The organism is Deltaproteobacteria bacterium (genome assembly GCA_016875225.1).
Lineage (GTDB): Bacteria > Myxococcota_A > UBA9160 > SZUA-336 > SZUA-336 > VGRW01.
Window position 1 is genome coordinate 1 of sequence record VGRW01000007.1, and the last position, 23,122, is coordinate 23,122.

The 23,122-nt window shown below is 70.1% G+C and carries 21 protein-coding genes; 9 read left to right on the forward strand and 12 right to left on the reverse strand.

Translation table 11 applies throughout. From position 1 onward, the window contains the following. A partial coding sequence (locus tag FJ108_03280) for an FAD-dependent oxidoreductase (protein ID MBM4334921.1) occupies positions 1-1,100 on the reverse strand: 1,100 nt, incomplete at its 3' end. Between the two features lie 133 nt (positions 1,101-1,233). Next, positions 1,234-1,779: an NADH-quinone oxidoreductase subunit B gene (locus FJ108_03285; protein ID MBM4334922.1), complete on the reverse strand. Its 546-nt coding sequence runs from the start codon at positions 1,777-1,779 to the stop codon at positions 1,234-1,236. Positions 1,780-1,815: 36 nt separating this feature from the next. On the opposite strand from FJ108_03285, the gene FJ108_03290 reads away from it, so the two are divergent. The 4 genes from FJ108_03290 to FJ108_03305 are packed head-to-tail and all read left to right on the forward strand — an operon-like array spanning position 1,816 to position 6,255. Further along, positions 1,816-2,535, forward strand: coding sequence for a CDP-diacylglycerol O-phosphatidyltransferase (locus FJ108_03290; GenBank protein ID MBM4334923.1), 720 nt, complete (start codon positions 1,816-1,818; stop codon positions 2,533-2,535). Between the two features lie 12 nt (positions 2,536-2,547). Continuing rightward, positions 2,548-3,504, forward strand: a complete 957-nt coding sequence (gene ispH, locus FJ108_03295; GenBank protein ID MBM4334924.1) for a 4-hydroxy-3-methylbut-2-enyl diphosphate reductase — start codon at positions 2,548-2,550, stop codon at positions 3,502-3,504. Continuing rightward, a complete protein-coding gene (locus tag FJ108_03300; GenBank protein MBM4334925.1) occupies positions 3,501-4,949 on the forward strand; it encodes a hypothetical protein in 1,449 nt (482 codons plus the stop codon). Before ispH ends, FJ108_03300 begins: the two co-directional genes overlap by 4 nt. Beyond that, positions 4,846-6,255: a hypothetical protein gene (locus tag FJ108_03305; protein MBM4334926.1), complete on the forward strand. Its 1,410-nt coding sequence runs from the start codon at positions 4,846-4,848 to the stop codon at positions 6,253-6,255. Before FJ108_03300 ends, FJ108_03305 begins: the two co-directional genes overlap by 104 nt. A gap of 1 nt (position 6,256) precedes the next feature. On the opposite strand, the gene FJ108_03310 is transcribed toward FJ108_03305, so the two are convergent. Next, a complete protein-coding gene (locus tag FJ108_03310) occupies positions 6,257-6,637 on the reverse strand; it encodes an MAPEG family protein (protein ID MBM4334927.1) in 381 nt (126 codons plus the stop codon). A 59-nt stretch (positions 6,638-6,696) separates the two neighbouring features. Here FJ108_03310 and galE point away from each other — a divergent pair, with 59 nt between their 5' ends. Both galE and FJ108_03320 read left to right on the forward strand, forming a co-directional pair. Next, on the forward strand, positions 6,697-7,689 hold the full coding sequence (galE, locus tag FJ108_03315) for a UDP-glucose 4-epimerase GalE (protein ID MBM4334928.1): 993 nt from the start codon (positions 6,697-6,699) through the stop codon (positions 7,687-7,689). Further along, entirely contained in the window at positions 7,655-8,602 is a 948-nt protein-coding gene (locus FJ108_03320; GenBank protein MBM4334929.1) for an NAD(P)-dependent oxidoreductase, read from the forward strand. Before galE ends, FJ108_03320 begins: the two co-directional genes overlap by 35 nt. On the opposite strand, the gene FJ108_03325 is transcribed toward FJ108_03320, so the two are convergent. The 9 genes from FJ108_03325 to FJ108_03365 form a co-directional block, all read right to left on the reverse strand. Further along, on the reverse strand, positions 8,563-9,048 hold the full coding sequence (locus tag FJ108_03325; GenBank protein ID MBM4334930.1) for a flavin reductase family protein: 486 nt from the start codon (positions 9,046-9,048) through the stop codon (positions 8,563-8,565). The genes FJ108_03320 and FJ108_03325 overlap by 40 nt on opposite strands. Before the next feature lie 11 nt (positions 9,049-9,059). Then, positions 9,060-9,881 (reverse strand): hypothetical protein, encoded by an 822-nt coding sequence (locus tag FJ108_03330; GenBank protein MBM4334931.1) that lies wholly within the window; start codon positions 9,879-9,881, stop codon positions 9,060-9,062. Positions 9,882-9,884: 3 nt separating this feature from the next. Then, on the reverse strand, positions 9,885-10,442 hold the full coding sequence (locus FJ108_03335; GenBank protein ID MBM4334932.1) for an ammonia-forming cytochrome c nitrite reductase subunit c552: 558 nt from the start codon (positions 10,440-10,442) through the stop codon (positions 9,885-9,887). Between the two features lie 6 nt (positions 10,443-10,448). After that, complete coding sequence (locus FJ108_03340; GenBank protein MBM4334933.1) at positions 10,449-11,735, reverse strand: DUF4147 domain-containing protein; 1,287 nt, start codon at positions 11,733-11,735, stop codon at positions 10,449-10,451. Next, a complete protein-coding gene (locus tag FJ108_03345) occupies positions 11,732-12,490 on the reverse strand; it encodes a chemotaxis protein MotB (protein ID MBM4334934.1) in 759 nt (252 codons plus the stop codon). Before FJ108_03345 ends, FJ108_03340 begins: the two co-directional genes overlap by 4 nt. Beyond that, positions 12,487-14,883 carry an endopeptidase La gene (gene lon, locus FJ108_03350; protein ID MBM4334935.1) on the reverse strand — a complete coding sequence of 799 codons (2,397 nt, stop codon included), beginning with the start codon at positions 14,881-14,883 and terminating at the stop codon, positions 12,487-12,489. The genes FJ108_03345 and lon overlap by 4 nt, the downstream gene beginning before the upstream one ends. Then, on the reverse strand, positions 14,880-15,320 hold the full coding sequence (locus FJ108_03355; protein ID MBM4334936.1) for an Hsp20/alpha crystallin family protein: 441 nt from the start codon (positions 15,318-15,320) through the stop codon (positions 14,880-14,882). Before FJ108_03355 ends, lon begins: the two co-directional genes overlap by 4 nt. A gap of 22 nt (positions 15,321-15,342) precedes the next feature. Next, the gene (dnaK, locus tag FJ108_03360; GenBank protein MBM4334937.1) at positions 15,343-17,244 is read right to left on the reverse strand and encodes a molecular chaperone DnaK; all 1,902 of its coding nucleotides are present in this window, start codon (positions 17,242-17,244) and stop codon (positions 15,343-15,345) included. A gap of 106 nt (positions 17,245-17,350) precedes the next feature. Next, on the reverse strand, positions 17,351-17,800 hold the full coding sequence (locus FJ108_03365; protein ID MBM4334938.1) for a hypothetical protein: 450 nt from the start codon (positions 17,798-17,800) through the stop codon (positions 17,351-17,353). 167 nt (positions 17,801-17,967) lie between these two features. Between FJ108_03365 and FJ108_03370 the strand changes: the two genes are divergently transcribed. From FJ108_03370 to gspE, 3 genes are read left to right on the forward strand one after another with little or no spacing between them, the layout of a single operon-like run. Continuing rightward, entirely contained in the window at positions 17,968-18,849 is an 882-nt protein-coding gene (locus FJ108_03370) for a hypothetical protein (protein ID MBM4334939.1), read from the forward strand. After that, positions 18,840-21,368, forward strand: a complete 2,529-nt coding sequence (gspD, locus tag FJ108_03375; GenBank protein MBM4334940.1) for a type II secretion system protein GspD — start codon at positions 18,840-18,842, stop codon at positions 21,366-21,368. The genes FJ108_03370 and gspD overlap by 10 nt, the downstream gene beginning before the upstream one ends. 9 nt (positions 21,369-21,377) lie before the next feature. Continuing rightward, positions 21,378-23,117: a type II secretion system protein GspE gene (gene gspE, locus FJ108_03380; protein MBM4334941.1), complete on the forward strand. Its 1,740-nt coding sequence runs from the start codon at positions 21,378-21,380 to the stop codon at positions 23,115-23,117. The last annotated feature ends 5 nt before the right edge of the window (positions 23,118-23,122 follow it).

A 23,122-nucleotide genomic window follows, 5' to 3' on the forward strand; every position in this document is an offset into this window, starting at 1 on the left:
GGGGCCGCGCGCGCGTCCGCCTCGGAGAGTCCGATGCTCGCGACCTGCGGCTGGCTGTAGATGCAGGCCGGAACCTTGCGCAGATCGATGCCGTGCGTGCGGATTCCGGCGATGATCTCGACCGCGGCGACGCCCTCATGTGACGCCTTGTGGGCGAGCAGCGGCGGACCGCTGCAATCCCCGACCGCGTACACGCCCGCCGCTTTGGTCCGGTAGCTCGCATCGACCTTCACGAAGCCGCGTTCGATCTCGACGCCCCGCGTCTCCAGGCCCAGATCCTTTCCCAGCGCGCGGCGGCCGACGGCGACCAGCGCCTGGTCCGCGCGCAGCGTCTCGTCGCCCTTCCCGCCGGTGACCGTGACCGCGACGCCCTTCGCGTCGCTCTCCAGACCCTTGTAGGCGGTTCCGGTCAGGATCTTGATCCCGGCGCGCGAGAGCGAGCTCGCGAGCGCCTTCGCGGTCTCCGCGTCGAAGCCGGGCAGGAGCTGATCCTTCATCTCCACCACGGTCACCTTCGTGCCGTAGGCGTTGTACGCGTAGGCGAATTCGAGACCCACCGCGCCGCCGCCGATCACCACGAGCGACTCCGGGCGCTCGCGCGCCTCGAGCGCCTCGCGGCTGGTGAGCACGCGCTTGCCGTCGATCGCGAGACCCGGAAACACGAACTCCGTCGAGCCGGTGGCGAGAATCACGTGGCTCGCCTCGAGCGCCTGCTCGGCTCCGTCCGCGGTGACGACCACCTGGCTGCCGCTCGCGAGCCGACCGCGGCCCGCGACCACCTCGATCTTGTTCTTCTTCATCAGGCTGCGCACGCCGCGCGCGAGGCGCTCCGCCACCTTGCGACTCGCGTCGATCACCGCGCCGTAGTCGGCGGTGAGCTTCTCGACCGAGAGCCCCGGGACGCCGTGCTTCACCGCCTCGAAGATCTCGGCGGAGGACAGGATCGCCTTGGTCGGAATGCAGCCCCAGTTCAGGCAGACGCCGCCCAGGTTCGGCTGCTCCTCGACGATCGCGACCTGCATGCCCAGCTGCGCCGCGCGAATCGCGGCGACGTACCCGCCGGGCCCGGAACCGATCACGACCAGGTCGAACGCCTTCATCCTCGCCCCGTCTCGAAGCGCGCCCGTCTCGGCGCGCCCCTGTTCTGGTTCGCCTCGGCGGCCGCGGTCTCTTCCCTACTCTTCGTGCGGAGTTGCCGCTCCCTTGAGCGGCAGATGGGGGCGAGAACGGGCCTCAGGCGACCGGTTTTTCGATGATCGGCAGGAGCAGGTCCTTCGTCTCCTTGTGATGGGGCACGTTCCATCCGGGGGTGCGCTGAACCACGCCCTGCAGCCTGATCAGGCCGTCGAGCACGGCCTCCGGGCGCGGCGGGCAGCCCGGTATGTAGATGTCGACCGGGACGATCGTGTCGATGCCCTGGACCGTCGAGTAGTTGTTGTACGGTCCACCCGAGCAGGTGCAGGCTCCCCAGGCCACGACCCACTTCGGCTCGGCCATCTGGTCGTAGACCTTCTTCAGTATGGGCGCCTGTCGGTGGCTGATCGTGCCGACCACCATCAGGAGGTCCGCCTGGCGCGGAGAGAAGCGCGGCAGCGCGGCGCCGAAGCGATCCAAGTCGTAGCGCGGTCCGGCCGCCGACATGAACTCCATGCCACAGCACGCGGTCACGAACGGATACAGGAAGAACGAATACTTCCGACCCCAGTTCACGACCGCGTCCATCTTGGTCGTGAGGAAGGAGTCCTGGCCCTGCCTCAGGATCTCGCGCTTCTCGGTCATCGCGTCCCAATATACCGCCTCCGCTATGCTGTGCCCGTGCGCCGCTTCGCAGCCTGGCTCGTGCACCTCTACACGGCGTCTTCGGCCGTGCTCGGCGTGTATGGCGTCGTCGCCTGCTTCCAGGGTCAGTTCCGTCTGGCCATGTATCTGATGATGCTGACGATGGTGATCGACTCCACCGACGGGGCGCTCGCGCGCGCCGTCGACGTGCGCAAGCAGATCCCCTGGTTCGACGGCCGCCGGCTGGACGACATCTGCGACTACTTCACCTACGTGCTGCTGCCGGTGTGCTTCCTGATCGCCGCACAGATGCTCCCGAACCCCGCCTGGGTCGCGCTTCCCGTGCTCGCCTCCGCGTACGGATTCAGCCAGGACAAAGCGAAGACCGACGACTTCTTCTTCCTGGGCTGGCCCTCGTACTGGAACGTCGCGGTCATGTACCTGTACTTGATGCAGTCCGCGCCCTACACCGTGCTCGCTTGGGTGATCGGGCTCTCGGCCGCGATCTTCGTGCCGCTGAAGTACATCTATCCCAGCCGCACGCGAATGCTCCGACCGCTCTCGCTCGCGGTGCTCGCCGCGTGGGTGCTCACGTTCTCGTGCCTCGCGGTCCGGCCCGATCCGTCGCCGCGCTGGATCTGGATCACTCTCGCGCTCGGTCCGGGCTACTACGTCGGGCTTTCGGCGCTGCTCAACGTGCCGCGGATCCGCGCGGCTCTGGGAAGCGCCGAGGCGGCCGGCGCGCAGCCGCGATAAGCTAGCCCGGCCATGCCCTTCGAGATCCTGCTCGCGAGCCCGCGCGGCTTCTGCGCCGGCGTCGACCGTGCGATCGAGATCGTCGAGCTCGCGCTCGAAGTCTACGGGAAGCCCGTCTACGTGCGCCACGAGATCGTGCACAACCGACACGTGGTCGGCGGCCTGCGCCGGCAGGGCGCGATCTTCACCGAGAATCTCGCGGAGGTTCCCGAGGGCAGCCTGCTGATCTTCAGCGCGCACGGGATCTCGCCGGCCGTGCGCCGCGAGGCCGAGCAGCGCAAGCTCCGCACACTCGACGCCACCTGCCCGCTCGTTACCAAGGTGCACGTCGAGGCGCTGCGCTACGCGCGCGACGGCTTCGACATCGTGCTGGTCGGACACCGCGGCCACGTCGAGGTCGAGGGCACGCTCGGCCACGCTCCGGGCCGCATGCACCTGGTCGAGACGATCGCCGACGTCGCGAAGCTCGAGATTCGCAGCCCCGACAAGCTCGCGGTGGTGACCCAGACCACGCTCTCGGTGGACGACACGCGCGAGATCATCGCCGCGCTCCGCGCGCGCTTCCCGAACATCCGCCTGCCCGGCAAGGACGACATCTGCTACGCGACGCAGAACCGCCAGAACGCGGTCAAGGCGCTGACCGAACGCTGCGACGTCGTACTGGTGGTGGGCGCGACGAGCTCGAGCAATTCGAATCGACTGGTCGAGGTCGCCGCCGCGCGCGGCGCGCGCGCACAGCTGGTCGAGGACGCGCAGAGCATCGACCCGCGCTGGCTCGAGGGTTCGAGCTGCGTCGGCGTGACCGCCGGCGCCTCGACGCCAGAGTTCCTGGTGAAGGCGGTGACCGAGCGGCTGGTCGAGCTCGGCGGACGTCGCGTGGAGTCGCTCGCGATCGTCGACGAAGGCGTTCGATTCACATTGCCGCCCGAGCTCAAACGCGGCGCGCGCTTCGCGGCCCCCGGCGAGTGAGTTCCCTGCTCGATACCCTGATCGCCGCGGCCCTGCGCGGCGAGGCCACGAGCGGCGCATTCGAGGCGCTCGGCGCCAGCGACCCCGCGCTCACCGCGACACGGGTGGGCGAGGCCGTGGCACACGACGATCTCGCGGCCGCGCGCGAGCGCTGGCTTCCCGAGCTCCTGCTCTCCGCTCGACCCGGCTACGCGGCGCACTGCCTGGTGGAGCTCGCGGCGCGCTACCGCGGCACGCGCGGACGTCCGCTCGATCTCTCGAGAATGCCGGGCCTGCCTCGCCTGCTCGGGTCGAGCGACTTCCTCGCGCGCCTGCTGCTTCGCCACCCGCATTGGTGCGAGGAGCTCGCGGGCGATCCGCCCGACGCACCCGACGCCGGGACGATCGAGCCCGACTGGACCGCGATCCGGATCGCGAAATACAAGGGCCTGCTGCGCATCGCCGCGCGCGACATCGCGGGACGGCCCTTCGAGCACAGCCTCGACGAGCTGTCGCAGCTCGCCGATCGCTGCCTCGGCGCTGCGCTCGGCGCGGCCTCGCGCGAGACCGACGCGCCGCCGCCCGCGCTCTTCGCGCTCGGCAAACTCGGCGGCGCGGAGCTGAACTTCTCGTCCGACGTCGACCTGCTCTTCCTGTACGAGTCCGCGGAGGGCGAGCCCGACATGGAGCGCCACGCGAGCGTCGCGCGCCTGGTGCAGGTCTTCAAGAAACACCTCGAGGTTCCGAGTGAGGACGGCTTCGGCTACCGCGTCGATCTCGAGCTTCGGCCCGAGGGGCGCGGCGGCGTGATCGCAAATCCCGTCGACGCGGCGCTCGGCTACTACGAGAGCTTCGGCGCGGACTGGGAGCGCCAGATGATGATCCGGCTGCGCCACGTCGCCGGCCCGCGCGCGACGGCCGAGGCGTTCGAGCGCGGGATCGGACCGTTCGTCTGGCGCCGCTCCGTCGGGCCCGAGGCGATCCGGGGCGTGCGCGCGATGAAGCGGCGCATCGAGGACGAGCGGCTCGAAGCCGGCCGCGATCTCGAAGCCGACCTGAAGGAGGGCCCGGGAGGAATTCGCGACGTCGAGTTCCTGCTGCAGGCGTTCCAGCTCTTCTTCGGGGGCCGGGAGCCGGCCCTGCGCACGGGGAACGTGCTGCTCGGGCTCGACGCACTCGCGCGGCTCGGCCAGCTTCCCGAGCCCGTCACCGAGGCACTGCGCGACGCCTACCTTTGGCTGCGCCGCGCCGAGCACTGCGTGCAGATGGTCGACGAGCGCCAGACCCAGGCCTTTCCGCGCGAGCCGACCGCCCAGCTCGGACTGGCGCGCCGGATGGGATACGCGGAGCCCGAAGGGCGCCATGCGCGCGAGGCGCTCCTCGACGACTGGACGCGCGTCCGGACCGAAGTTCGCCGGCACTTCGAAAACCTGGTGCTCGAGAGCGCGAGAGCCGATGAACCTTGAAGCAAAGCTCGAGGCCGCCTTGGGCGAATCGCCGCTGCGAGCGATGCTCGCCAACGCCGCGGCCCCGCTGGTCGAGCGCCGCGGCAGCGACCCGATCTGGGACCGCTTCGACGATCGCCAGCTCGCCGGCGTTGCCCGCGCCATTGCCGGGCATGCCGCCTGGGGCCGCTACCTCGCGCACCGCCCCGAGCTCCTGGCGCGAATCGCGAGCGCCGCTCCAGGCGCGCTGCGCGCGCGCGCGGCCGAGCTCGACCGCGCCGCCGCGTACGACCCCGGCGTCGAGCTCGAGGACTTCCTCGACTCGCTGCGCCTGCTGCGCCGCGACGAGATGCTCTTCGCCGCGTGCCTGCAGCTCGGCGGGCTCGCGGACCCGGAGGAGGTGTCGGAGTTTCTCTCGCTGATCGCGGAGAGCTGCATGCGGCAGGCGCTCGCCGCAGCGGAGGGGCGCGTCGCCGACGGCAGTGGATCCGGGCTCGCCGTGCTGGGAATGGGAAAGCTCGCCGGCCGGGAGTTCACCTACCACTCCGACCTCGACGTGATCTTCCTGTACCGAGACGAGCTTCCCGACGCGCTGCAGCCTTCCCGGATCGCGCAGCGCTGGATCAGCTATCTGTCGACGATGACCGGGGCGGGCTACGCCTACCACGTGGACTCGCGGCTTCGCCCTTCGGGGCAGCAAGGATCGCTGGTCACCACGCACGAGGCCTTCTCGCGCTACCAGGTCGAGCATGCCGCCACCTGGGAGCACCTCGCGCTGCTTCGCTCGCGCGCGGTGGCGGGCGATCTCGAGCGCGCGCAGCGCACCCTCACCGAGACTCGCGATCGGATCGCGCGCCAGGAGGAGAACCCGTGGACGTACGTCGCCGACATGCGCAAGCGCGTCGTCGAGGAGCGCGGCGTCGAGGACGAGAAGCAGGCCGCGCTGAAGGCCGGCCGAGGCGGCGTGATGGACGTCGAGTTCCTGGCGGCGGGCGCGCTTCTCGAGCGTGGATTGCAGATCACCGACAGCGCGCTCCCGTCCGTGCCCGCGATGCTTCGGGCGGCCAGCGCGGGGGCGCGGATCGAGGCGCTGCTCGCGGACTACGCGATTCTGCGGCAGGTCGAGGCCTGCGCGCGCTGGCACGCGGGACGCGCGGTCGAGACGCTGCCGCTACAAGGCGAGATCGCCGAGCTGGTCGCGGCCCTGCTCGGCCGCGGCGAGACCGCGCGCGAGCTCGGCGCGCGCGTCGGCGCCTCTCGCGCGCGAATCGCACACGCGTTCGAGCTCGTCTGCGCGCGCGGCTCGGTGGACGCGCTCGCGACCTGACTCAGGTGCCGTAGATCGCGCCGACCAGGCCGCCGATCAGCAGGATGCCGTTCGCGACGAAGCCGATCAGGAAGCCGATCCCGCGCCGCTCCGGATTCGCGAGGTAGCCCCGGGCGTAGACCGCGCGGCCGACGATGAACAGCAGGCCCAGGATCGCGCCCCACTTCTCGCTCACGTGCGTGCCGAAGACCCAGAGCGCGGGCAGGAAGAGCACCAGCTGCTCGAGCGTGTTCTGGTGCACGCGGTAGAACCGCTCGAAGATCTCGTGCCCGGTGGTCGCAGGAGCCTTGATCCCGTACGTTACCCGCGCGCGCCCGACCATGATCGAGAACGCCAGGTATTCGAAGAGGGCGAGCACGGTCACGATTCCGAGGTAATCCATGGTTCCTCCGAAGTCAGTCGACTTCCATGCGGCGATGGTAGCGTGAACCCGGAAAACTCATGCGCCTGTTGCTGACCGGCGGAGCCGGCTACGTGGGCGGGTTCACGGCCCGGCACCTCGCGGCGCTGGGACACGAGCTCCACGTGATCGACGACCTCTCGGCCGGCCACCGGGAGGCCGCCCCGCCCGGAAGCCTGACCGTCTGCGGCATCCACGAGCGCGAGCGGATCGCGGCGCTGATCCGCGATCACCAGATCGAGGCGGTGCTCCACTTCGCCGCGTTCACCTCGGTCGCCGACTCCGTGCGCAGGCCCGAGGCCTACTGGCGCAACAACGTCGCGGGCACGCTCGCTCTGCTCGAGGCGATGCGCGACGGAGGAGCGGATCGGATCGTCTTCTCGAGCACGGCCGCGGTCTTCGGCGAGACCTCCGAGATGCCGCTCGTCGAGACCGCGCCGCTCGCACCGGCGAGCCCCTACGCGACCACCAAGCTCGCGGTCGAGCGCATGCTCGCAGACTTCGCGCGCGGGCAGGGCTTGCGCTTCGTGGCGCTGCGCTACTTCAACGCCGCGGGCGGCAGCGCCGACGGCGTGCACGGTGAGCACCACGAGCCCGAGACGCACCTGGTCCCGATCGTGCTGCAGACTCTGCTCGGCTTGCGCGATCGCCTGACCGTGTACGGGCACGACTTCGCCACGCCCGACGGCACCTGCATCCGCGACTACGTCCACGTGGCCGACCTCGCCAGCGCGCACGCGCTCGCGCTCGACTGGACCGCGCGCGCCGCGTCCGGCGCGGGCGAGGCGATCAACCTGGGTACCGGGACGGGGCACTCGGTGCTCGAGGTGATCCGCGCGACCGAGCGCGTCACGGGCCGGAGCGTCCGCTTCGAGGTCGGCGAACGGCGCCCCGGCGACACGGCGCGACTCGTCGCGAGCCGCGAGCGAGCCCAGCGCGTGCTCGGCTGGGCTCCGCGCGCGAGCCTCGACGAGATCCTCGCGAGCGCCTGGGAGTGGCATCGCCGGAATCCACGTGGCTACACGCGTGAGTGACGCCGCTCGAAGGCCCGTGGGCTGGATCGGCACCGGCGTGATGGGCGCCGCGATGTGCGCGCACATGATCGAGGCAGGGCACCCCGTCACCGTGCACTCCCGGACCCGCGCGCGCGCCGAGCCGCTGCTCTCGCGCGGCGCCGTCTGGGCCGACTCGCCTGCCGAGGTCGCCGCGCGGAGCGACGTGATCTTCACGATCGTCGGCTTCCCGGCAGACGTTCGCGAGGTCGTGCTCGGGCCGCGCGGCGCGCTCGGCCGCATTCGAACCGACGCGATCCTGGTCGACATGACGACGAGCGAGCCGAGCCTGGCGCGCGAGATCCATGCCGCGGCGCGAGCTCGCGGCGCCTGGGCTTTGGACGCCCCGGTCTCCGGCGGAGACGTCGGCGCGATCTCCGCGACGCTCTCGATCATGGTCGGCGGCGACGCGTCCGTGCTCGAGCGGGTCCGACCGCTGCTCGCTCGACTCGGCCGGACGATCGTGCTCCAAGGGGACGCCGGCGCAGGCCAGCACACCAAGATGGTGAACCAGACGCTGATCGCCGCGAACATGGTGGGCGTCTGCGAGGCACTGCTGTACGCGCGGCGAGCGGGGCTCGATCCGCTGCGGGTGATCGCGTCCGTGGGCGGCGGCGCGGCCTCGTCCTGGGCGATCCACCAGCTCGGCCCGAAGATCGCCGCGCGCGATTTCGCGCCGGGCTTCTACGTCGAGCACTTCGTGAAGGACATGGGCATCGCGCTGCGCGAGGCGAAGCGGATGGGGCTCGCTCTGCCCGGGCTCGAACTCGCCGAGCGGCTGTACCGCGAGCTTCCACCGCTCGGGCACGGCCGCAGCGGCACGCAGGCGCTGGTCCTGGCGCTGGAGCGGCTGGCTCAGAGCGAAGAGAGCGACTTGTACCCGCCGCGGAAGTAGACGAGCGGCTCTCGCGCGGCGTCGAGCGAGGCGGCCTCGACCAGCCCGATGTAGACGATGTGGTCTCCAGCGTCGATCTCGTCGCGAACGCGGCAGTCGAGCGCGGCGAGGGCGCCGGGAAGTCGCGGGCAGCCGGTCGCGCCGAGCGCGCAGTCGAGCCCGTCGAAGCGGATCGCCTCGCGTTCCTTGTCCGCGAACAGGTTCGAGAGCGCGCTCTGCTCGCTCGAGAGCACGTTCACGGTGAACGCGTGTGACTTTCGGATCAGAGCGTGGGTGTTCGAGCCCTTGTCGGCGCAGACCAGCACCAGCGGCGGCGAGAGACTCACCGACGAGAAGGCCGACACCGTCATGCCCATGCGCTCGGCGCCGAGCTGCGATGTCACGATCGTGACTCCGCTCGCCCAGGCACCGAGCGCCTTCTTGAACGTCTCGCCATCGACGGGCATCCGCGGGCGCCCTACTGGACCCGGATCGTCTTCACGTCGCTGAACTTCACGCGCCCGGAGCTGCCGGTGAATCCTCCGAGCGGCACCTTTCCGGTCGGCGTCTCGACCGCGCCGTGCGGCGAGGACAGCTCGGTGCCGTAGAGCAGCACCGCCGCCAGCGGTACGTCGCCGGCCTGTGCCGGCGCGCGCAGCTTCCAGGCGACCTTCACGGTCGAATACGTTCCGGCCACCGGGTCGGACGCGATGCCTTCGACGTTCACGTAGCTCGTGCCAGGCCGCAGCGCGGGGTTGCGGCCGTCGGTGAACTTCGTCTGTGGCTTGCCGTCGGGTCCCGTGACGACCGGCTTTCCGCTCACCTGCCAGCCGGCCGAGGTCGCGGGGCTCGACTGCCAGCGCTGATTCGAATCCACGAGCGCGATTCCGAGCACGGGCGCCGAGCCGCCGGTCACCTCGACGACGATCTCGATCAGCTCGCCGGCCTTCGCGCTCGCGGGCGCCGCGAGCGAGATCTTCGTCGCGGCGTCGACCTTCTGGATCGCCGCGATCAGCGCCTTCCGCTCCGCGGCGCCCAGACCCTTGTAGGGTGAGCCCTCGCCCGCGGTCTGGATCTTCGCGATGTGCTTGTTCGCGGCGAGCTCCGCGGCTACGCGCGGCGCGGGGACTCCGGCGAGCTGGTCGTCCGAAGCGGACGAGTGGCACGACGCGCAGTACGGCGCGACGTCGGCGACGTAGCCGGGCGTGCCGCCCGGATACGCGTGCGTGAGGGCGGCCGGCGCGAGAATCGCACCGATCAGCGCGGAGATTGCCAGGGCTGAGATCCGGCGTCGGCTCATCGGTCAGAACTCCTCATGGCAGTTTCGGCACACCGCGACGAGCCGCTCGCTCTGCAGGTACGCGAGCGACGCCCTGCGGCCCTTTGGATGCGCATCGTGGCACTCTACACAGTCGAACTCGAACGCGGGAAGATTGTGCACCTCGATCGCGTGGAATGCGTCGGCTCGCGCGGGCGAGTACACGCCGTGGCACTTCGCGCAGTCCTCGTTCCAGAGCGGGTGCTGCATGGTCTGCGGCTCCTCGAAGCGGCCGAGCAGGTACCGGAGCGCGTCGCGCGCGGCCACGGACTTGACCCGGAGCCGATTCGCGAAGCTCGCGCCGCCGTGGCAATCGATGCAGCGGAACTCGAGCTTTGCCTCGCGGTGCGCCGCGGCCAGGCTCGATGCGGGGCCCTCGGCGAAGTCCGCGGCCTTCTGCTCGTGGAGCGGCGTCGCGGCGTCCAGGTGACAGCTCGTGCAGAACTCGTTTCGCGACTCGAGCCGGTCGCTGATCAGCCAGCCGGCCGGAGCACTGGCGGCGAGCACGAGCAGCGCGATCCAGCCGAGTCTTCGCACGCACATCCGAGCTTAGTCCAGGCCGGAGCCCGGCTGCACCCGCACGAGCAGAAGGTCGGCGACGTTGGTCTGCGTGGGGCCGGTGCGGAACAGATCGCCCGCGGCGTCGAGCATCGGGTAGACGTCGCTCGCGGCGAGGCGCGAGCGGGGCTCGAAGCCGAGCGCGCCCGCACGAGCGAGACTCGCGGGATCGGCCCAGGCGCCAGCGGCGTCGGTCGGGCCATCACTTCCGTCCGTGCCCGCGCTGAGCGCGGCCCAGCCCGGCTCGCTCGAGAGCTCGAGCGCGAGGCGCACGGCGAGCTCCTGCGCGCGCCCTCCCCGCCCCGAGCCGCGAACCGTCACGGTCGGCTCTCCGCCCGCGACGAGCAGATCGAAGCCGTCCGCGCGCGCGCGTCGCACCTCGTCCGCGAGTCGCGGTGCCAGATCGGCGACGTCGTCGTCGAGCGCGCGACCGAGCGCGCGCGCACGCAGCCCGCGGGCTTTCGCCGCGGTCGACACGGCCGCGAGCGCGTCGTCGAGAGAAGCGACGACACGCCCCTCGCAGAGCGCGGCGCGCGCGTCGTCCGGCTCGAGCGTTTCCTCGATTTCCCCCGAAGCGCCGCGCTCGAGGTGTTCCCGCACGGATGGCGCGAGCCCATGCTCCACGCGGTGCGCGCGCACGATCTCGAGCGCGTCGCGAAAGCGCGTCGGGTCCGGGCTCGCGGGTCCCGAGCCGATCTCCGACAGCGCGTCACCCGGCACGTCGGAGACGGCATACACGCGAACGCGTCGCCCGGCCGCGGCGCGAACCAGTCCTCCGCCCTTGATCGCGGAGACGTGCTTGCGGACGGTGTTGAGCTCGCGGATCGACACTCCCGAGCGCAGCAGAGTCCGGGTGAGCGCGCGCTTCTCGGCGAGCGTGATGCCCGCGGCCGGCGCGCACCAGAGCGCCGACGCCCCGCCAGAGATCAGGACGATCAGCTGCTCCGCGCCGGCGAGCGAGCCCGCCCGGAGGAGAGCGTCGCGCGCCGCGGCCTCGCTTCTGGAGTCCGGAAGCGGATGCGCGGCCTCGCGAACTTCGAGGCCGGCGATCCTGCGCGCGTGGCCGTCCTTGGTGGTGACCGCGCCAGACGCGATTCGCGTGCCGAGAACCGAGATCGCGGCCTCCGCCATCGCGCAGCCCGCCTTCCCCGCGGCGAGAAGCTGGAACGGGCCGGTCCCCGGATCGTCGGCTTCGAGCGCGCGTTCGAGCGCGCGCCCGGCGTGTACCGCGTCCAGCGCTACAGCGTGCAGCGCCGCGAGCAGCTCGCGCGCGCTCACTCCGCGGCGAGCGGCGCCAGCACGATCTCGATGCGGCGATTTCTCGCGCGGCCCGCGGGATCGGCGTTGCTCGCGATCGGCCGGAACTCGCCGAAGCCCGCCGCCTCGAGCCGCTCGGCCGCGACACCCTGCTCGGCGAGGAAGCGCGCCACCGTCGCGGCGCGGCCGACCGACAGCTCCCAGTTCGACGGGAAGCGTGCGGTCGCGATCGGCACGTCGTCGGTGTGGCCTTCGACGCGCACGCGGCGGTCGGAGACCTTGGCGAGCTGCCTCGCCACCTTCGCCAGCACCTCGCGCCCGCGCGGCTCGAGCTCGGCGCTTCCCGAGTCGAACAGGATCTGGTCGAGCGCGCGCACCTGCAGCCGGCCGCGGAGCTCCTCGATCTCGACCTCGCCCGAGCGCACCTCCGACTCGAGCTGCTCGACCAGGCTCTGGTAGGTGCCGGAGAGCTGCTGGATCTCGGCTTTCTTCGAGCTGCGCTCCGCCTCGAGCGTCTTGCGCAGCTCGGAGTTCCCGCCGCGCTCGGCCTCGATCTCGGCGATCAGGTTTAGTCGCTCCTGATCCAGCGACTGCTTCTCGAGAAGCAGCTTCTCTCGCGTCCCCCTCATGTCGAGCGCGCGCTGCTTGCACTGCACGAGATCGGCGGAGAGCGCTCGCTGCCGCGCGATCTCGGCTTCGTGGCGCGCCGGCGTCGCGCAGGCGCTGGCGAGCAGCAACAGCCCGAGCGCGAGCAGCGGGCGCGGGATCCGATTCAAACCCACACGTCCCGGCCGAACACGATCTGCAACACCTGCTCGATCCTCTCCACGGGCTCGATCTTCAGGTCCGAGATGCGATCCGCTGGGATCTCGACCAGGTCCTTCTCGTTCCCCGCCGGAATCAGCACGTGCGTGACGCCGGCTCGCTTCGCCGCGAGGATCTTCTCCTTGATACCGCCGACCGGCAAGACCTTGCCGCGAAGCGTGATCTCCCCGGTCATGGCCAGATCCGGCGGGACCGGCTTGTCGAGCAGCAGGCTCGCCAGCGCCGTCACGATCGCGATCCCCGCGCTCGGCCCGTCCTTGGGCGTCGCGCCCGCAGGGACGTGGATGTGGATCGCGCTTTCTCCGAACAGCGCGGGGTCGAGCCGGAGCTGCGCGGCGCTCGTGCGCACGAGCGCCACGGCCGTCATGGCGGACTCGCGCATCACGTCGCGCACCGAGCCGGTGATCTGCAGCTCGCCCTTCCCCTTCATGCGCGTCGCCTCGATGAACAGGATCTCGCCGCCGCCCTCGGTGACCGCGAGGCCCACGGAGACGCCCGGGATCTGCACCCGGCCGGCGACCTCGGGCTCGAAGCGTGCGGGCCCGAGCAGGCCGTGCAGATCACCAGCCTCGAGGGTCGCGGCGCTCGCGTCGCCGGCCTCGACGATCCTGCGCGCGAGCTTGCGCGCGACCTTGCCGAGCTCGCGCTCGAGATTTCGCAGGCCCGCCTCGTGCGTGTAGTTGCGAATCACGGCGCGGATCGCCTCGTCGCTGATCCGCGGCGCGCGCTCGGTCAGACCGTGCTGCGCGAGCTGTCGCGGCAGCAGGTGGCGCCGCGCGATCTCGAGCTTGTCCTCTTCGGTGTAGCCCGGCAGCTCGATCACCTCCATCCGATCGCGGAGCGCCGGCGGGATGTTCTCGAGCATGTTCGCGGTGGCGATGAACAGCACCTTCGAAAGGTCGAAGGGAACCTCCAGGTAGTGATCGCTGAACGCCGAGTTCTGCTCCGGATCCAGCACCTCGAGCAGCGCCGACGACGGATCGCCGCGGAAATCCGCGCCGAGCTTGTCGATCTCGTCGAGGATGAAGACCGGGTTGTTGGTCCCGACGCGCCGAAGTGTCTGCAGGATCCGTCCCGGAAGCGAGCTCACGTAGGTGCGCCGGTGTCCGCGGATCTCCGCTTCGTCGCGCACCCCGCCGAGCGAGAGGCGCGCGAACTTGCGCCCGACCGCCCTTGCGATCGACCGACCGAGCGACGTCTTGCCGGTGCCCGGCGGGCCCACGAAGCACAGGATCGGGCCGCGCAGGTCGCGCTTGAGCTTCACCACCGCGATGAACTCGAGGATCCGCTCCTTCACCTTCTCGATGTCGTAGTGGTCCTCGTCGAGGATCACGCGAGCGCCCGCGATGTCGAGGGTGTCCTCGGTCGAGGTCGACCAGGGCAGATCCGCGATCCACTCCAGGTACGAGCGGATCGAGCCGGCCTCCATCGCGCCGGGCGGCTGTGCCGCCAGCCGGCCGAGCTCGCGCTCGGCGACCTCCATCACGCTCTCGGGGACCTTGGCCGCCTCGATCCGCCGGCGCAGCTCCTCGACCTGCTCGGTCGGCGTCTCGTACTCGCCGAGCTGCCTGCGGATCGCGCGCGCCTGCTCGCGAAGCACGTACTCGCGCTGGTTTCGGGTCAGCTCCTCTTGCACCTGCGTGCGGATCTCCTGCTCGAGCGAGCGTACCTCGGCTTCGCGCGCGAGATGCTCGGAGAGGCGCTCCAGGCGCTTCTGCACGTCGAGTTGCTCGAGCAGCTGCTGTCGATCCGCCACCGTGAGACCGAGGTTCGCGGCGACCACGTCGCCGAGCGCCGAGGAGTCCTCGAGCTGCGCGACCATCCCGCGCACCGGCTCGGAGATGGTCTGCGAGCCCTCGGCGACGATCGCGAACTGGCGTGCCACGTTGCGGTGCAGCGCCTCGAGCTCGAGGCTCGCGGAGCGGTCCTCGGCCAGCGCCTTCACGTGCGCGCGCAGATAGGGCCTGGTCTGCTCGTACGCGCCGACCTCGACGCGGCGCAGCCCCTGCACCCAGAGCCGCTGCGCGCCGTCCTCGGTCTTGGTCATGCGCAGGATTCGCACCGCCGTGCCGACCGTGTACAAGTCCTCCGCGCCGGGCTCCGTCACCTCGGGGTCGCGCGCGGCGACTGTGACGATCAGGCGGTCCGCGGCGAGCGCGTCGTCCACCAGGCGCTTCGCGCGCTCGGTGGTCGCGGCCATCGGGGCGACGATCGTGGGAAACAGAACGGTGTTGCGCAGCGGCAGCACCGGCAGGATCTCGGGCAGCGGCTCCTCGCGACTCGGGACGGCGGACGGCTCGACCTCTTCGTCGGGCGCGCCGTGCATGAACTCGTCACTCGTCATGTGGACCTCACCGCGATCAGTCTCGCGCCGCTCTGTCGCTGGGGAAGCTCGATCGTGAGTACGCCGTTCTCGAGCCGGGCTCCGACCCGGTCGGCGTCATAGGGCTCGCGCATGCGCAGCACCCGCTCGAACGGGCCCTGGGGAATCTCGATCAGAAGGTGGTGCTGTCGGTCTTCGGAGCATCCGAACCTGCGACGACCGCTGATCTGCACGTATTCGCCGTCGACGACCACGCGCACGTCCTCGCTCGACACGCCCGCTAGCTCGACGCGCACCACGACCGAGCGCTCCGTCTGGTACACGTCGAGCGCGGGACGCCACGCGTCGACGCCGCCGGGCAGCCGCATCGCCGACGCGAGCACCCGCTCGAAGGCGCGGTCCATCTGCTCTTCGAGCTGTGCCAGCTCGCGGGCAATCTTGCCCCGCTGTACGCGCATCAGCGACTCCCGAGGCCGGGGTTCACTTCTCCTCGGTGAAGTCCGCGTCGACGACCTGGCCGTCTTCGCTCGCTCCGCTCTTCTCCGCCGCTCCCGGCTCCGTCGCCTGGCCCTGCGCCGCCTCCGCCTTGTAGAGCGCCTCGGAAACCGCGTGGAGCGCGCGCTGCAGCGCCTCGCCCTTCGCCTTCAGCTCGGCGGCATCGGCCGCCTCGTTGGCGAGCAGCGTCTTGCAGTCGGAGATCGCGCTCTCGAGCGGGTTCAGCTGCGCGAGCGGGATCTTCTCCTTGTGCTCGCGCACGGTCTTCTCCGCCTCGTAGACCATCGCGTCGAGCGCGTTACGCGCGTCGATGCGCTCGCGCCGCTGCTTGTCGTCCGAGGCGTTCAGCTCGGCGTCGCGGACCATCTTCTCGATCGCGGTCTTGTCGAGGCCGCTCGATCCCTCGATGCGGATCGACTGCTGCTTCTTCGACGCCTTGTCGAGCGCGGAGACCGAGAGGATTCCGTTCGCGTCGATGTCGAAGCTCACCTCGACCTGCGGCACGCCGCGTGGCGCGGGCGGCAGTCCGTCGAGCACGAAGCGTCCGAGCGTGCGGTTGTCGACCGCCATCTCGCGCTCGCCCTGCAGGACGTGGATCTCGACCTGCGGCTGGTTGTCGCTCGCGGTCGAGAACACCTGGCTGCGCTTGGTCGGGATCGTGGTGTTGCGCTCGACGAGCTTGGTCATCACGCCGCCGAGCGTCTCGATTCCGAGCGAGAGCGGCGTCACGTCGAGCAGGAGCACGTCCTTCACCTCGCCGGTGAGCACGCCCGCCTGGATCGCGGCGCCGACCGCGACCACCTCGTCCGGGTTCACACCGCGGTGCGGCTCGCGGCCGAAGAACGACTTCACGAGCTCTTGCACCTTCGGGATCCGCGTGGAGCCGCCGACGAGCACGACCTCGTCGATCTCGCCAGGCGCGAGCCCCGCGTCCTTGCACACCTGGCGCACCGGATCGAGCGTGCGCTGCACCAGATCCTCGATCAGCTGCTCGAACTTCGCGCGCGACAGGCGCAGGTTCATGTGCTTGGGGCCCGACGCGTCCGCGGTGACGTAGGGCAGATTGATCTCCGTCTCCGTCACGGTCGAGAGCTCGATCTTCGCCTTCTCCGCGGCTTCCTTCAGCCGCTGCATCGCCATCGGGTCCTTGCCGAGGTCGACGCCCTGGTCCTTCTTGAACTCCTCGACCAGGTAGCGGATCACGCGGTCGTCGAAGTCGTCGCCGCCGAGGTGCGTGTCGCCGTTGGTCGAGAGAACCTCGACGGTGTTGTCACCGACCTCGAGCACGCTGATGTCGAACGTGCCGCCGCCGAGGTCGTAGACGGCGATCTTCTCGTCCTTCTTCTTGTCGAGCGAGTACGCCAGCGACGCCGCAGTCGGCTCGTTCACGAGCCGCAGCACCTCGAGACCCGCGATCGTTCCCGCGTCCTTGGTCGCCTGGCGCTGGGCGTCGTTGAAGTACGCGGGGACCGTGATCACCGCCTGCGTCACGGGCTGGCCGAGGTAGGCCTCGGCGGCGGCCTTGAGCTTCTGCAGGATCATCGCGGAGATCTCGGGCGGCGTGTACGACTTGCCGCCCGCCTCGACGGTGACCAGATCGTTCTTGCCCGGCACGACCTTGTACGGGACCAGCTTCATCTCGTTGGTCACCTCGGCCATCCGCCGCCCCATGAATCGCTTGATCGAGTAGACCGTGTTCACGGGATTGGTGATCGCCTGGCGCCGCGCGATCTGGCCGACCAGACGCTGCCCGTCCTTGGTGAACGCGACGACGGATGGCGTCGTGCGACCCCCCTCCTCGTTCGCGATCACCTTCGGCTCGCCGCCTTCCATGACCGCCACGACGGAGTTCGTCGTACCCAGGTCGATCCCGATCACACGTCCCATGAAGCTATTCCCCCGATGACTGAAATCCTAAGCTGAATCGGGTACTTGCAGCCCGATCCAGAGACGCGGCGCAAGCTAGGGCCGACCCCTCGAGTGTCAAGCAGGGTCAGGCGACGTCCAGGAACGGAAGCGGGCGGACGCGCACGATCAGGCTGCGCCGCTCCTCTACGAAGCCGAGGGCTCCCCACCAGCTGCGGCCGAACACGCGCAGGACGATCCGGTTCTCGCCGTCGTGAAGCCCCATCAACGAGCCGCCGGCACCGTTTCGCCCGAGCGTCAGCGACGCGGTCACGTCGCGATCGTTCAACAGGCACTGGAACGTCTCGACCGCGACGCGGGGCCCGCCGACGAACGAGACCAACAGGTCGACCGCGCCGAGCGGGGTCTCGAACTCTCCCGGCGGGATCTGCACCTCCATCAGCGGCGAGCCCAGATAGACCCGGCGCAGCAGCGCCTCGCGAAGATCGTCGGCGCCGCCGCCGGAACGGACGAGCTCGAGCCCGCCGACTCCGGCGATCGCGACGAGGACGGCGAATAGGACGATGGAGCGCTTCATCTACCGGGCGGGGATCCTACAGTCGGCGCCGCGCGGTTGCCGATCCATGAACCGTTTCTGCACGAGGCCCGGATCTGGCAACGGCGCGCGTGTCCGCCCCGACTCCAGCGGAATTTCTCGGGTTTTCATCGCACTTCAGGAGCCCAGCCGGCGGGGGTAGTGAGCGAGTGTTTCTGCGCTACGGCATGCGAGCCCTACAGATCGCGCTCGGGATCGCGTGTCTGGCGGTGGTGTACGCGGGCCTCGCTCCCGTCCTGCGCGCCGGACCGATCGCGGATGCCTCGGTTCCGCCGCTGCAGGCCCCAGGCGAGAGGGACGCGAGCCTCGACCGCTACCGCGTGATCTCCAGCCGGAATCTGTTTCGAAGCAGCGTCGCTGCGCCGACCGCGCCCGTCACTGAAGAGCTCAAGGAGAGCGCGCTGCGGCTGAAGCTCTGCGGAACCTGGGCCGCGCAGCCCGCCGACCAGTCCGTCGCCTGCATCGACGACCAGGGCACCCAGAAGCGCCGCGCGTTCAGGGTCGGCCAGGAGATCAGCCCCGGCGTGCGGCTGCTCGCGGTCGACCGCCGGCGTGCGGTGATCGACAACCATGGCGCGCGCGAGCAGCTGAAGATGGAAGAGGCTGCGGCCGGAGGCGCCATCGCTCCGCGCAACCCCGCCGCGGCGCGCGCTGCGCCGGCGGGCGCGCCGGCGCGAGCGGCCACACCTCGACTCTCCGAGCGCCTGCGTCAGCTTCGCGAGCGGGCGCCCGCAGCCGAGTCGCCGCCCGCGGGCGCACCCGCGCCGAGCAAGCTCGAGAAGGCGCTGAACGGAGCGCAGCTTCTCCCCGTGTACGGCGAGAGCGGCAGCTTCGACGGAATTCGCGTCTCCGGAATCCAGCCCGGCGGGCCGTTCGCGGGGCTGGCCGAGAACACGGTCTGCTTCGAGGTCAACGGCATCAAGCTCGACTCTCCGCAGGCGCTCCCCACCGGGTTGGTGATGAACAGCGATGGCGACGCCTGCCTGCGCTGCCGACTGCCGGACGGCCAGGAGGTCACGCGATGCCTGTAGCCGTCCTGCTCGCGCTCTTGCTGCTGCTCGGAAGCGCCGGCGCCGCGGGAGCGCAGGACGCACCGCCCGTGGGCGGGACGATGGTCACGCTCGACTTCCAGGACGCGGAGATCACCGAGGTGATCGGCGTGATCGCGCAGGCCACGGGCAAGAACTTCCTCTACGACGATCGCGTGCGTGGCCGCGTGACCGTGATCTCGCCCGAGCCCGTCTCCGCGGACGAGGCCTACCGCGTCTTCGAATCGATCCTGCAGGTGAAGGGCTTCACGACGGTTCCCTCGCCCGGCGGGATCCTGAAGATCGTGCCGCTTCGCGACGCGAAGGAGAACCCGATCGAGACGGTCGCGGGACCGAAGCCGTTCGAGAACCGCGACCTGTTCATCACGCGCCTGCTGCCGCTGCGCTTCGTGAAGGCGGAGCAGATCAGCGAGACGCTGAAGCCCCTCGTCTCGAAGGAAGCGAGCGTCATCTCCTACGCGCCGACCAACACGCTGATCATCACCGACTCGGCCTCGAACATCCGGCGCCTCGTGAACATCATCGACCAGATCGACGTGTCGACCTACCAGGAGCAGATCAAGCTGATCCCGATCCGCTACGCGGGCGCAGCCGCGCTCACCGGGCAGCTCGCCGAGATCTTCGGCAGTGAGAGCAGCGGGGCCGCCGCAAGCCAGGCCGGCTCGCGGATTCGCCGCGCGCGCGCGGCCCAGCCCGGCCAGCCGCAGGCGGGAGTGCCCGGCGTCGAGACGGTGGTCGGGGGCGGCGGAGAGCCCCGCTTCATCCCGGACGAGCGCACCAACTCGATCGTCGTGATCGCCACCAAGGCCGTGCTGCGCGAGGTCGAGCGGATCATCGAGTTGCTCGACTACGAGCGGAAGGGCGCGGGGCGGATCCACGTCTACCGGCTTCAGAACGCCGACGCCGAGGAGATCGCCCAGACGCTCTCGAGCCTGGCGACGGGAACGTCGGGCGCGCCCCGACCGGCGACCACGCGGACCAGCCTGTCCGGTCTCGGCGGCGCGGCGGCTCAGGTGAGCGCGGCGGCGGCGGGTGGCGCAGGCGGTCTGGGCGGCACCGTCGCGGATCTCGGCGACGGCGTGCGAATCAGCGCCGACGCGCCGACGAATTCGTTGATCATCCAGGCCAGCCCCGAGGCGTTCGCGACGCTCTCCGAGGTGATCGAGGCGCTCGACATCCGTCGTCCGCAGGTGATGGTCGAGGCGCTGATCATGGAGGTCGACGTCACCGACTCGGAGGATCTCGGCGCGGGTTGGATCTACAACACGAAGATCGGCAGCAACGGCGTGCTGAGCATGGGCAGCGCCACGGGCGCGGCGCCGCCCTCGGTGAGCGCGCTTCTCGGCGGGCTGGCGAGCACCGCGGCGGGCGCCCCGAACTTCACGACGGCGCTTCTCGCCGGCTCGATCGAGGTCGTGAACGCCGATGGCGACATCGTTCAGATCCCGATCATCCAGGCGATCATCACCGCCTCGAAGTCGGACAACGACGTGAACATCATCTCGGCGCCGACGATCCTGACCGCGGACAACGAGGAGGCGGAGATCGTCGTCGGCGAGAACATCCCCGTGCCGACCTCGCGCCTGCAAGCCACCAGCACGACGACCGATCCGAACAACCCGTTCCAGACCTCGCAGAACATCGCGCGCGAGGACGTCGGCGTGACGCTGCGCGTGACGCCGCAGATCAGCGAAGGCGACACCGTCCGACTGAACATCTTCCAGGAGATCAGCGAGGTCGACGAGAGCAAGTCCAACGACACGCTCGGACCGACCACACGCAACCGCAAGGTCGAGAACACCGTCTACGTGCGCGACGGCGAGGCGGTGATGATCGGCGGGATCCTGGCCGAGGCGCAGGGCTCGACCGAGACCAAGGTTCCGTGGCTGGGCGACATCCCGATCCTGGGCTGGGCGTTCAAGGGGACCAAGGACGTGGTGCGCAAGACGAACCTGCTCGTGGTGCTCACGCCGAAGATCGTGCGCGGGCCGGACGACCTCGCGCGCGTCACCGTCGAGGGACGCGAGCGCTTCCGCGATGCCTCACGCGAGCAGATGAACCTGAGCGAGGACGAGCGGGAGGAGCGGCGAGCCGCGCTCGAGGCCGGCGTGCCCCTGCCGCGCGACCCAAATCCGGTACGCCGCGAGCTCGAGCGCCACGACGGTCGCTACCCGATCCGGGAGCTCCCCGAGCTTCGCGACCAGACTCGAGCGAACGAGCGCGCACGCGTGAAGGAGATCGAAGAGATGAAGGCGAGCGAGGCCAGCGGAAGCTACCTCGTGCAGGTCGCCCGCTTCGCGCGCGCCGAAGACGCGGTGTCGCTGCTGCAGAAGCTGATGGCCGACGGCTACGACGGCACGGTGCTCACGCGCAGCGAGCAAGGCCAGACGACGAACTGGGTGCAGCTCGGACCGTACGTGACCGAGACCCGCGCACAGGCGGTCGCGCGCGACCTGAACGCGACCCACGGCTTCACCTCCCTCGTGATCGTGGAGCCGTAGGAGGCAGCGATGGCCAGCCCCGTGCAGCTCCGCGCGGCCCTGCTCCAGCACACCTCGCTCAGCGAATCGGACCTCGCCCAGGCGATGAAGAAGCAGGAGCAGTCGGGACGGCGTCTCACCGATCTCCTGCTCGAGCTCGAGCTCGTGCCCGAAGGCGAGCTGATCGGCGCGCTCGCCGCCATGTACGGAATTCCCACCCGCGAGACGCTCGCGCCCGAGGACATCGACGCGGAGCTCGCCACCCAGCTTCCGATCTCGTTCGCGAAGCACCACCACGTGCTGCCGATCCGCCGCGACGGGGACCGGCTCGAGGTCGCGATCGCGGATCCGCTGCTCACCGATCCGCTCGACGACGTGCGAATGGTCTTCGCCGGCGCGCGCTGCGAGCCCGTGCTGGTCACGCGCCGCGCGATCCTGAACTGCATCAATCACGTCTACGACCAGGCGAGCTCCGCGGAGGACGTGGCCGAGGAGTTCGCGGAGACCGACCTCGCCGACATCGCGAGCGAGCTGATCTCGGAGCCGGAGGACCTGCTCGACTCCTCCGAGGAGAGCGCGCCGATCATCCGGCTGGTGAACTCGCTGCTTCAGCAGGCGGTGAAGGAGCGCGCGAGCGACATCCACATCCAGCCCGGCGAGAAGGACCTCGTCGTGCGCTTCCGGATCGACAACCTGCTGCACGAGCCGATAAGGCCGCTGCCGCGGCGCATGCAGCAGGCGATCACGACGCGCATCAAGATCATGGGCCGACTGGACATCGCCGAGAAGCGCCTGCCGCAGGACGGCCGGATCGTGCTCAAGATCGCCGGTCGGGACTACGACGTGCGCCTCTCGACGCTGCCGACACAGTACGGTGAACGCTGCGTGCTCCGGCTTCTGCCGCGCACGCAGGAGCTGCTCTCGATCGAGAAGATCGGCCTCTCGCCCGGCCACCAGGAGACGCTGCGAAAGCTGATCCGGCGCAACAACGGGATCATCCTGGTCACCGGGCCGACCGGCTCCGGCAAGACCAATACGCTCTACGCGGCGCTGGCCGACATCAACAAGCCCGATCAGAACATCATCACGATCGAGGACCCGGTCGAGATCCGGCTGCCGGGAATCAGCCAGATCGAGGTGAAGTCGGCGATCGGCCTGACCTTCGCCGCGGGCCTGCGCTCGATCCTGCGCCAGAACCCGAACGTGATCCTGATCGGCGAGATCCGCGACTTGGAGACGGCCGAGATCGCGATCCAGGCCAGCCTCACCGGCCACCTGGTCTTCTCGACGCTGCACACCAACGAGGCCGCAGGCACGATCACCCGCTTGATCGACATGGGTGTCGAGCCGTTCCTGATCGCGTCGTCGCTCGTCGCCGCGATCGGCCAGCGGCTGATCCGCGTGCTGTGCAAGCGCTGCCGCGAGCCGTACGCGCCGGGCGACGAGGAGCTCGCGGAGCTTTCGCTGTCGCGCGCGAAGATCGCCGGCAAGACGATCTACCGCGCCAAGGGCTGCGTGCACTGCAACCACACCGGCTACCACGGCCGCACCGGCATCTTCGAGATCCTGCCCATCGACGAGACGATCCGGCCGATGATCACGCGCGGCGTCGACTCGAAGCAGATCCAGGACGCGGCGCTCGCGGCGGGAATGCAGACCATGCGCATGCACGGCGCGCGGATGGTGCTCGAAGGCACGACGTCGATCGCGGAGATCGTGCGGCAGACCGAGGAGGAAGCGGTCGCGGCGCTCGATCCGCAGGCGGCCTGAGGGCG